Here is a 10,000-nt window from a genome sequence, read left to right on the forward strand (position 1 = left end):
GAAAAACCGAGATGTCATCTATGCAAATGAACATCATATTTCTTCTCCTGAAGAAATGATCCGGGTAGCGCAGCGGATGTCAGCTCTTGGAACCGGCATAACCGGAGGGGAACCATTCTTTTTCCCTGACAGACTGATAGCGTATGCCAGAGCGCTGAAAAAAGAGTTTGGACCTGAACATCATATCCACCTCTATACCGGGATGGCTCCGGATAAGGATATCATTCGTTCAATTACCGGGCTTGTTGATGAGGTCCGGTTCCACCCTCCCGGGGATCTCTGGGCCAGTCTGAAAGAAACTCCCTATCATCAGAGCATCCGGTATGCGAAAGAAGCCGGGCTGGATGTTGGTATTGAAGTTCCCTCCCTTCCCAATATTGATGATCTGAAAGAATATCTTTCATACATAGATTTTCTCAATATCAATGAATTGGAATGGGGAGATTTCAACGCTGATGAGATGCGAAGCAGGGGCTATCTGCTCAGGGGAGATATTTCCAATGCAGTTCAGGGTGGATGGGAAAGTGCGAAAAACATCGCTGACCTTCCTAAAGTTCACTGGTGTTCATCAGATTTTAAAGACCGGGTCCAGCTGAGGATGCGGCTGAGAAGAATTGCAGCCAATACTGCCAGAGAATTTGATGAGATCACCGATGACGGTACAATCATTTACGGAGTCTGGGAATGTGACGGTCAGCATGTATCTTTACCTGATGATCTGGATGATGATCTGTTTGAACGATTTGATGATCGTATCGAAACCGGCTGGTGGATATTGGAAGAGATGGCAGATGAAATAACAGGTTCAGCATATTTTGTTGAACGGTATCCTGATGGCGGCATAATTATTGAGGTGACACCGGTATGATTCGCAGATGTATCGAGCATATCTATGAATACCTTATATCCAGACAGTGTATGCATATCCCCCGGCATATTGCAATAATACAGGATGGGAATCGCAGGTATGCAAAAAAACGAGGAATTGCAACATCATCAGGACATCGCGCAGGAGCTGACCGGACCGAAGAGGTTCTGGAATGGGCACAGGAACTGGGGATACGGCATATAACCCTCTATACATTCTCAACAGAAAATTTTACTCGATCCGATGAAGAGGTCCAGAATCTGTTCGCCCTTTTCAAAGAGAAATTAAGTCGAATCAGTATCGACGAGCGCGTCCATAAATATGGTATCAGAATTCAGATGATCGGGGATAAGGATATGCTTCCTGATGACCTCAGAGGGGCTGTTGAGCAGGCTGAAGCTGCGACAGCACACTATGATAATTTTTATCTGAACATGGCTCTGGCTTATGGCGGACGAAATGAGATGCTCCGGACGACAGCCAAAATACTTGATGATGTCAGAAAAAAGAAAATAAAACGGGAAGACATCACTCCGGAACTTTTTGAAGAAAATCTTTACGGTAACAGTGTCTCTCTCCCGCCGGTGGATCTTATCATCAGAACCGGTAATGAGTGCAGAACTTCTAACTTTCTTCCATGGCTTGCAAATGGTCATGAATCTGCAGTATATTTCTGTGCTCCCTATTGGCCGATGTTTCGCAAACTTGACATGCTCCGTGCAATCAGGGTGTATTCAGAACGTCAGGAAATGAAAAAGAGATCGGCGTGTTAGGATCAGGCTCCAAACCTTCTGTTTCGTGACTGGTAATCTCTGAACGCGCGAATCAGATCTATTTTTCTGATTTTCTCCCAGTTCAGGTCCAGGAAGAAGAGTTCTGAATAGACAGACTGCCAGATAAGAAAATCAACCAGATGCGCCCCTCCGGTTTTAATGACACAATCAGGAGTGTGGGAAAATGTCAGATATTTTTCAAGAACATCAGTGGTAACATCTTCAGGTGCGACATTATTATCCACCATAGATTGTATAGCATCAGATATCTCCTCCCGCCCCGATTTTCCAATCGCGATAGTAACGGAAATCCCGGTCCCGAATGTTTCAGATGTATCATCATAATGGAGATGAACGGTCGCGAGATCAGATAAATCGTAAATATCTGATAGATATTGTGGTTTTGTTAATGGACTGTGTGTGCTGATATGGATAACAATTTCAGAAATCCCGATGTTCTGTGGGTCTTTCCTACGGACTTTTTCAGATATCTCCAGACACCAGGAAATAATGCGCCTTATATGTTTTGGATCATTCTCCATTTCAGCATCTGATATCATAAAGCAGATAAACTGAGGAATACTATCAAGATTGCGAAGAAGGTGCCATTCATAAAATTGGTAGATCATAGTATCCTCAAAACTCTGGTTGGCAGGTCAAACGTATGCATTGTCCTCTGAAATGTAGAAATCTCATATTATACTTGGATATATCATGAGATTTGCAGATAACCTTTCAGAATAACTGGCCTTATAACTTCTTTATGATAACTATAAAAGGATTCGATATGATAATGGTAGCATGTGTACGAAAACCCGGGAGATATCATTGGGTTAATATGATAGCAAAACCATTTTTTAAACACTGATGTACAAGTATCTGACTGGCATCGATATAATAGATCAGAAGGGAGGCGTTAATCCAGGAACGAATATCCTGGTTCTGGCACCATCATTCAGTGATGGGGAGCTGGTTGCATCATTTCTGGCTATGCCCAGAAAGAAAGAGTACATGATTGTTCTTGCAACCGAAACCCAGTCTGAAGATCTCATTGATTTCTTTGCAGGAAACGGATTTGATACGAATTATATAGGGATAATTGATGCAATCACCCGGACTTCATTTACCGCCATAGAGGATTCGCAGAAGATTAAATATGTGGGAAGTCCGAGCGACCTGACCGGTATGGACATCAAATTTTCCCAATTAACTGAAGAGATAATGAAAGGAGACTTTACAGATGATCCTGATCAATTATTCCCAACTCCGATCCGGTACTGTATTCTCTCACTGACATCCATGCTTATGTTTCGTAAAATTGACATCATCTATCAGTTCCTCCATGTCGTAACATCAAAACTTCGAAAGATAGGCTCTATAGGAGTATTTTTACTAAATAATGAATCATTTGATCAAAAGACGGTTGCTATCGTAAAACAACTTATGAATATCGTTGTAGAGATTCAAAACAACGATGAGGGAAAGAAAATCCGGATCCAGGGAAGCATGGGCATTTCCATGAACTGGAGTCATTTCTCATGTGAAGATGGGAAATTACTCATTACACCATAATCATCATGCTTATTTTTGTCGGTCTTGGTCTGTACGACCTCGATGATATTTCTATAAAAGGATTACAGGCTATAAAGGAAGCAGATGCTGTCTTCCTTGAGTCATATACATCTGTTCTTACCGGGACCACGATTGAACAGATGCGCGAGAGATATGGAAAAGATCTCATTGTATTAAAAAGACAGGATGTTGAGCAGACACCTGAACCAATTCTGACCGCTGCTAAAAACGGAATAGCAGTATTTCTCACCGGTGGAGATCCGATGGTCTCAACCACTCATGCGGATCTTCGTATCAGGGCACAAGAACAGGGTATTAGTACAAAGATAATTCATGGATCATCCATTGTAAGTGCGGTCTCCGGACTCACCGGGCTGCAGAACTACCGGTTTGGGAAATCCTGTTCTATTCCATATCCTGCCCCAAACTGGTTTCCAAAAACTCCGCTTGATACTATTCTTGCAAATCTGATACAGAACCTACACACCACTGTGTATCTGGATATTCAGGAGAACCGGTATATGTCAGTCCATGAAGGGATTGAACTTCTTGAAAAACTTATGGAGGGATCAACAGATTCAATTCCTTTGTATGTGGGAGTAGCAAGAGCAGGATCAGACTCTCCGGTTGTTGCAGCAGGATCCGGTGAGAGACTAAAACAGGTAGATTTCGGTCCACCACTTCACATTCTGGTAGTGCCAGCAAGCCTGCACGAGATAGAAGAGGAGTATCTGAAGAACTTTGCCGGATATGTTCCTCAGTAAGTACTATTCCATCCTGATGGAATCAGTCAATAGCATCACTCTTTTAAATGTAAGAGGTTCTCCATATCATGCTCTCGGGACCGAAATCTGCGAGATGATATCATCCTATCTTCAGGATTCGGTATATTTTCAAAAAAATGGCGATATCGTCAATCAGTATGCATCATTGGGATATGCACATGGATGGCTTTCAGCCGGAGCATTTTTAGGATTATATGATACCTCTTTTAGGATACATAATTTTTCAGACATTGAATTTCCTGATCATTATGATACAGCTCATCTCTCCGAAAAAACAGAGCGGTATCATTCAATGCTTGAAAATGCAATAGTTTCAGTAAGCGGTTTCCCGGGGAGAGGCTCTCCTCTTGTTCTGGCTGCAGATACATCCCTGAATGAAGTCAGGAAATCGTTTATAAGGGGTGAAGAATTGATGAAAGATGGAATGACTATCCCTGCACTTGGATATCTCTGCTATGGATATGGCTGGCTTGATACCTCTGTCCGTGCCGGCCTTTTACAGGTTCATCACAATTTTCATCTCTTCACGACAGAATTTTAATGACGCCTGGACTGTAATTCATCCCATACCGACTGGAGCGTGACTCCTGATCCCTTCAGGGCAAGCATAAAATGAAATAAAAGATCTGCACCCTCTTCTGAAATTCTGCTTTTATCACCGTTTTTCACGGCAATAATAAATTCGGTGCACTCTTCTCCTATCTTTTCCAGAGACTTGTCTATTCCCTTTCGATGAGTGAGAATTTTTGAGGTATATGACTCCTCAGATGGGTGAGCAGCTCTGTCTTCTATTACCGCCCAGATCTCATCCAGAATTTCAGCTTTTTTCAAATTGCACTCTCCTCTGGAAAAACCTCACCTATTTCATATCCATGAAACCTACGAATAAGGATTCGAGCCTTTTCAATGGTGCAGCCCCCTTTCCCAATCGCAATACCAACGTCATTTTTATCTGAAACGTAGATATTCATCTTCTTTGTCTGATCATCACAGGCAAACCTGAGCACCTGAGCTGGTTTGAAGATATTTGAGAGAAATTCCTTAAGATCTTCAGCATATTCCACCATTTCAACTTTTCTTCCGGTTACTCCCTGGAGACGTCGGATATTATCGCCCTTTTTCCCGATGGCATATCCCATGTCACCGGCTTTAATAACATAAATAATCCGATCAAATTTATCGTCGATTAAACAATCAAGTGCTGTTGATTTTGTGAGAATTCTAAGCTCTTCGATATATCTTCTTTCTTTAAATCCAAGATTTCTTTCCATAGGTAATTCAGACTCCATATTCGCAATCTAATGATATCCGATGGTAATCCAGCAGAGAGGTGAGTATAAAGGTGATACATATAGCCTTCAGATAACACTGGGTATGAAAATTTTTGAGCCATCTCTTTGATAGAAAACCGTGGAAATATTACCGGTTTAATTAATTAAAGGTTATGGTAAAAAAGATGTTGATATCCTGGGCAGGTAGGGCGAATATCTTGGATACGAAAGAAGACGCATAAAATCCTCTTGTTAACCGGTCAGCAGGTAGCAAGCACTCTCTGAGTATCTCCTAGCATTGATGGATATTTGATGGCACTGCTCATTGGAAGCCGGGCAACAGGAGCATATGAAGAACGACGGCATAAAAGTGATTTCAGGGAATCAAGAGATACTGTATACCGGTTTCCATCCATCAGTTCAATGTTCAATGCTTTCCCTGAATACGACAGATATGCAAGTCCTGCGGTTGAACTTACATATTGCTTCCAGTTGATACGTAACTGGAACGTCCGTGCAGAGATTTTACCCCGGATTGCATGTTTTAAATCATCAAGTACAATTCCGAATCGTCTGCCGTCAAGGACCAGTTCTATGATCTCTGTTGGAAGACCTTCCTCATCAATGGTAACTGCTTTTGCTTTCTGCATGTATCCTGCTTTTTCGAGCATTATTATCACCCAGTTGATAATAGAGGGTCAGCAGTACCCTATTTAAATCTTTAAAAAGCAGGGTGAAAGTGAAAATTAATTTATAATGAAGCCTGAATAAAATCCATATAGATTTTTAAAATAAATTTAAAGTCATATTATTGGGTGAAAATTTTTCCCTTCACTTTCGGAAATGAGAGTTTTTTGAGTGATTGATACCCTGATGATCGATCTTTGGAAGATACGATCTTGCAAGTTTTTCCAGTTCTTCAATCTCAAGTGGTTTGGGGATTACGAAATCTGTATTTATCATTATTTCTTCGGCAAGGGCCTGATATGTTGCAGAGAGGGGTGAATCAGGTGCAAACTCAATAACGGTCTGGTTATTTAATTCAGCATGTTGTACAAGGCCGCTCCTCGGGATATAAGCGATTATCTTCGATCCGACTGCAGATGCAAATGCTCCCACCAGTTTCTCTTCATCTGGAAGATTTCTGCTGTTACAGATAACCCCCCCAAGTCTGCAGACCTGTCTGACATTCTGAGATATCCGTGAGATTGCTTTACATATATTATTAGCAGCATAGAGAGACATGAGTTCTCCGGAGGTCACAAGATATACCTCCTGAGCATATCCCTTCCGCATGGGCATAGCAAACCCGCCACAGACAACATCGCCCAGAACATCATACACAATGATGTCTTCATCAAATGCTGAAAGTCGTTCCAGGAGCTGAAAAGTAGCAATAATGCCTCTTCCTGCACAACCGACACCAGGCTCTGGTCCTCCGGCCTCCACGCACAAAACACCCTTATACCCGGTGAATACAACATCATCAAGGGTAAGGTTCTCTTCACCGCGTTCACGGATAAGATCCAACACCGTCGGGATAAGCATCCCTTTCATAAGCATCCGGGTACTATCACGTTTCGGATCACACCCAATCTGCATTACTGAAAGACCACGGTTTACCAGGGCTGCGGAAAGATTTGCTGATGTGGTGGATTTACCGATACCCCCCTTGCCATAGAGAGCGATCTGTTTCATCCCTATTCAGTAATGATGCTGATTATTTGAGGTATCCGGTTTATTGATCCAGGTGATTGGATAATGCTATTCTTCCATTGATTATCTGCCAGGAGAGTATCAGCCGTACGAGGTCGGTTCCGGTGATATGTTCCTGACCTCTGAAAATATTAATGGGTGATACACCGGTCTGGAATTCAATCTGCCGTTCTATCTTATGGATGGTGTCTGGCATCAGTTCTCCATCCACAACAAGAGCACGCATGTTTCGTGAATTCGGAGCATGGGAGATACACGATAATGAAAAATCATGGGATGATTTTTTAAATAAGTCACACAGGTCGATATTCAGTTCAATATCTTCAAAACAGTATTCTTGCGCAGGCATCGAGAGCATAACACGGTATACGTTGCGTTTCTCTCCCTCTTCCTTTCCATACGATGAGTAAAAAATCTGAATAACTGCATCAGCCACGTTTCTTTGGGGGAAAACATATTGATAATAATCAGGCTCTCGCTGAAGTATTTCACGAAGAACTTCATCTTTATCGTAGTTCCGTTTCTTCATATCCCGCCGAATCTTCCAGTCATATTTGACATCCCGTTCCGGATCCACAAAGATGGTGTAATCGTAAAGCGCGCGAAGAGATTTTGTTGCGTATGGATGCAGCCCTTCGATTATGATAAATTTCGTTGGAGTAAATAATTCAGGTTCACCAAAGGTTCCATGATCATGCAGATATACCGGTTTTTGTATTGTTCTGCCTGCCTTCAAATCGACCAGATTTTCTTCCAGTAATTTCAGATTATTTGCTGAAAGGAGCAGAGGGGTTATGCCCATCTCACTCCGTGTTTTTCTATCATAGAGATGGTAATCATCTACCGTGATAGAAGAGACGAGCTCTTCACCAAATATTTCTGATATTGCCTGTGTAAACGTTGATTTACCTGAACCCGAATCTCCTGCGACCCCTATAAGATAGACCAATGGAGAATTTCGAATAACGTCCTGGAAATTTTCAGGCTGACTCATGATAAGGTTCAGGATCTCACGTTGCTTTGAAATTAAATTTTAAAGTCACTTTAATATTGCTGGTTCAGAGGCATGTTTGCTTGCAATCATATCGGCAAGTTTCATAAGTTCATCCCTTGTTTTTTCATCAGGTGCACCCTGGATGTAAACCGGAGGTAGAATTTCAGCCTTGATATGAGGTATCATGGACTTGATTGTGTCAACTGTTTTCCCTCCCCATCCAAATGAGCCGATAATTGTTGCAAATTTGGTTTTTGGCTTTACCAGGTTTGCAAGATAGGCGGCATTGACCATTACCGGATGCGGACCGAACAGGACTGTAGGGGTTGCAAGAATCACAGTGGCTGCATCAACCAGTTCCATTGCAAGAAGTCCGGTGTCTGCATCCGTCAGATTGAATGGTTTTACTCCGATATTCCGTTCCATGAGCAGGTCGGTCATCATCCGAACCATCCGCTCAGTGCTGCCATGCATCGATACAAAGGGAATTAATACCTTATTTTTAACGGTATCAGAGGTCCATTCTTTATATCTGTCTAATATCCACTTTGGATTATTGTGTAAGGGGCCGTGACTGGGTGCAATGATTGCAAGATCCATCTGAGAAATAGGTTCCAGATACGTACTGATGCTCGAACGAAATGGCATCATAATTTCTGCGTAATATCGTTTGGCAGCGATCTCTGTCCGGCATGGTTCATCCATATAAAGAGAGGATGTGGCATAATGGGATCCAAAGAGATCACAGGAGAAGAGGATCTTATCTTCCGGGCAGTAGGTAATCATAGTCTCCGGCCAGTGAACCCAGGGATATTCGAAGAACTGAAGTGTCATTCCTCCAAGGTTCAGAGAATCACCAGTTTTTACAACCTGCACTCTGCCCGCAGGAACATCAAGCAGATGGCCGATGAGATCTTTGCATTTTTCTGTGCAGTACACTTTTGCTCCAGGAAACAGTTCTAGGAGTATTGGAAGACTTCCGGCATGATCCTGTTCTGCATGGTTGATTATGATAGCATCTATCCGGTCACACCCTGCACGGACAATATTGGTAATAAATTCTTCTTCATGTGAAGGATCAACAGTGTCAATGAGAGCAGTTTTCTCAGTTCCTCTGACAAGATAGGAATTATATGATGTTCCATCCGGTAGGGGAATAAGACTATCAAAAAGTCTTCTGTCCCAATCAATAGTACCGATAGAGAAAATACGTTCAGTAATTTTTCTGACTACCATAGAGATCTCTCAATAACTTTTTAGATATGTACTCAGAAGAGTAAATAAAGCCCGTTATATGAGAGCTGTGACAGAAAATTTATATCCATGATGAATAATTTTCTTGTATGAAGAAAGTTATTAGACTGAAAGAATTCAGGAATATCAGATTTATCTTCATATTGTTCATATTTTTGTCTCTGGTTCTATTCGGGTGGGGAGTAAGTAGTGCTTTTGAAGGAAAAGAAGAGTATGTGGACTTCATATCAGGGAATGTGACCTATGTAAGTTCCCCTCATTATGTTTCGATACCCCACATACAGCCTCCACCAGTACATCTGACAAATCCATTAAATGATGAATCCGGAATTGCTCCCGGTGTAATAATATATGGACGGATTCCAAAAAACGGACTGAATATTCTTATTATTGATAATGTGAACAATAACCAGGATATTGTATTTGGTCTTAAAAAACCACAATGGCCACATCCGGATTTTGCAATTCTGATACCCGGGGGTACATCCGTCAGAATAAAAGATATTCCTGATGGATCCTATGAGGCGTATCTTGCGACCGGTTCGGGATGGGACAGTTCTAAAAAAGTGTTTCTGAATGATCCTGCCTATTACCAGATTACTGAGCCGCTCTCACTGGAAACATCAGGAGAGGAGACAAGAGCAGGAAATCGTATAACCTATAAACGAATGTACATGTATTCGTACCACATTCAAAAGTTACTAAACGAAAATTCTTATCTCACCCCGATGGACGCAGGAGAATTTCCAAAATTCACCCTGTTTTCA

General features: G+C 41.9%; 13 protein-coding genes. 6 read left to right on the top strand and 7 right to left on the bottom strand.

Annotation, left to right across the window (positions count from 1 at the left end; translation table 11 throughout):
- Together LDL35_RS04480 and uppS are read left to right on the top strand one after the other, a co-directional pair.
- Nucleotides 1–868: radical SAM protein (locus LDL35_RS04480; RefSeq protein WP_304019937.1), on the top strand; the 868-nt coding region annotated here is incomplete at its 5' end.
- Complete coding sequence (gene uppS, locus LDL35_RS04485; RefSeq protein ID WP_011447816.1) at nt 865–1,641, top strand: polyprenyl diphosphate synthase; 777 nt, start codon at nt 865–867, stop codon at nt 1,639–1,641. The genes LDL35_RS04480 and uppS, both read left to right, overlap by 4 nt.
- A gap of 2 nt (nt 1,642–1,643) precedes the next feature.
- On the opposite strand, the gene LDL35_RS04490 is transcribed toward uppS, so the two are convergent.
- Nucleotides 1,644–2,270, bottom strand: a complete 627-nt coding sequence (locus LDL35_RS04490; protein ID WP_304019941.1) for an undecaprenyl diphosphate synthase family protein — start codon at nt 2,268–2,270, stop codon at nt 1,644–1,646.
- 238 nt (nt 2,271–2,508) lie between these two features.
- On the opposite strand from LDL35_RS04490, the gene LDL35_RS04495 reads away from it, so the two are divergent.
- Genes LDL35_RS04495 through LDL35_RS04505 form a run of 3 tightly spaced genes read left to right on the top strand, consistent with a single transcriptional unit; the run spans nt 2,509 to nt 4,539 of the window.
- Nucleotides 2,509–3,213, top strand: coding sequence for a hypothetical protein (locus tag LDL35_RS04495; RefSeq protein WP_304019943.1), 705 nt, complete (start codon nt 2,509–2,511; stop codon nt 3,211–3,213).
- Nucleotides 3,214–3,218: 5 nt separating this feature from the next.
- Nucleotides 3,219–3,977, top strand: coding sequence for a diphthine synthase (gene dph5 / locus LDL35_RS04500; RefSeq protein ID WP_304019945.1), 759 nt, complete (start codon nt 3,219–3,221; stop codon nt 3,975–3,977).
- Nucleotides 3,964–4,539 (top strand): DUF357 domain-containing protein, encoded by a 576-nt coding sequence (locus tag LDL35_RS04505; RefSeq protein ID WP_304019946.1) that lies wholly within the window; start codon nt 3,964–3,966, stop codon nt 4,537–4,539. Before dph5 ends, LDL35_RS04505 begins: the two co-directional genes overlap by 14 nt.
- On the opposite strand, the gene hisE is transcribed toward LDL35_RS04505, so the two are convergent.
- The 6 genes from hisE to LDL35_RS04535 all read right to left on the bottom strand — a co-directional run bounded on the left by hisE (nt 4,536) and on the right by LDL35_RS04535 (nt 9,215).
- Nucleotides 4,536–4,829, bottom strand: a complete 294-nt coding sequence (hisE, locus tag LDL35_RS04510; RefSeq protein WP_304019949.1) for a phosphoribosyl-ATP diphosphatase — start codon at nt 4,827–4,829, stop codon at nt 4,536–4,538. The two genes, LDL35_RS04505 and hisE, sit on opposite strands and share 4 nt — an antisense overlap.
- Complete coding sequence (locus LDL35_RS04515; protein ID WP_304019952.1) at nt 4,826–5,269, bottom strand: NusA-like transcription termination signal-binding factor; 444 nt, start codon at nt 5,267–5,269, stop codon at nt 4,826–4,828. The genes hisE and LDL35_RS04515 overlap by 4 nt, the downstream gene beginning before the upstream one ends.
- A 260-nt stretch (nt 5,270–5,529) precedes the next feature.
- The gene (locus LDL35_RS04520; RefSeq protein ID WP_304019954.1) at nt 5,530–5,919 is read right to left on the bottom strand and encodes a hypothetical protein; all 390 of its coding nucleotides are present in this window, start codon (nt 5,917–5,919) and stop codon (nt 5,530–5,532) included.
- 181 nt (nt 5,920–6,100) lie between these two features.
- A complete protein-coding gene (gene cfbC / locus LDL35_RS04525) occupies nt 6,101–6,967 on the bottom strand; it encodes a Ni-sirohydrochlorin a,c-diamide reductive cyclase ATP-dependent reductase subunit (RefSeq protein ID WP_304019957.1) in 867 nt (288 codons plus the stop codon).
- Between the two features lie 40 nt (nt 6,968–7,007).
- Nucleotides 7,008–7,979, bottom strand: coding sequence for a phosphoribulokinase (locus LDL35_RS04530; RefSeq protein WP_304019960.1), 972 nt, complete (start codon nt 7,977–7,979; stop codon nt 7,008–7,010).
- Nucleotides 7,980–8,024: 45 nt separating this feature from the next.
- Nucleotides 8,025–9,215: an FprA family A-type flavoprotein gene (locus LDL35_RS04535; protein ID WP_304019963.1), complete on the bottom strand. Its 1,191-nt coding sequence runs from the start codon at nt 9,213–9,215 to the stop codon at nt 8,025–8,027.
- Between the two features lie 107 nt (nt 9,216–9,322).
- Here LDL35_RS04535 and LDL35_RS04540 point away from each other — a divergent pair.
- Nucleotides 9,323–10,000: hypothetical protein (locus LDL35_RS04540; protein ID WP_304019965.1), on the top strand; the 678-nt coding region annotated here is incomplete at its 3' end.

It is taken from the genome of Methanospirillum hungatei, from assembly GCF_020216685.1.
GTDB lineage: Archaea > Halobacteriota > Methanomicrobia > Methanomicrobiales > Methanospirillaceae > Methanospirillum > Methanospirillum hungatei_B.

Bases quoted from the DNA above. Each gene is read 5' to 3' on its own strand.
- uppS (WP_011447816.1), top strand. From the start codon at position 865: ATGATTCGCAGATGTATCGAGCATATCTATGAATACCTTATATCCAGA.
- LDL35_RS04490 (WP_304019941.1), bottom strand. From the start codon at position 2,270: ATGATCTACCAATTTTATGAATGGCACCTTCTTCGCAATCTTGATAGT.
- LDL35_RS04495 (WP_304019943.1), top strand. From the start codon at position 2,509: ATGTACAAGTATCTGACTGGCATCGATATAATAGATCAGAAGGGAGGC.
- dph5 (WP_304019945.1), top strand. From the start codon at position 3,219: ATGCTTATTTTTGTCGGTCTTGGTCTGTACGACCTCGATGATATTTCT.
- LDL35_RS04505 (WP_304019946.1), top strand. From the start codon at position 3,964: ATGTTCCTCAGTAAGTACTATTCCATCCTGATGGAATCAGTCAATAGC.
- LDL35_RS04515 (WP_304019952.1), bottom strand. From the start codon at position 5,269: ATGGAAAGAAATCTTGGATTTAAAGAAAGAAGATATATCGAAGAGCTT.
- LDL35_RS04520 (WP_304019954.1), bottom strand. From the start codon at position 5,919: ATGCAGAAAGCAAAAGCAGTTACCATTGATGAGGAAGGTCTTCCAACA.
- cfbC (WP_304019957.1), bottom strand. From the start codon at position 6,967: ATGAAACAGATCGCTCTCTATGGCAAGGGGGGTATCGGTAAATCCACC.
- LDL35_RS04530 (WP_304019960.1), bottom strand. From the start codon at position 7,979: ATGAGTCAGCCTGAAAATTTCCAGGACGTTATTCGAAATTCTCCATTG.
- LDL35_RS04535 (WP_304019963.1), bottom strand. From the start codon at position 9,215: ATGGTAGTCAGAAAAATTACTGAACGTATTTTCTCTATCGGTACTATT.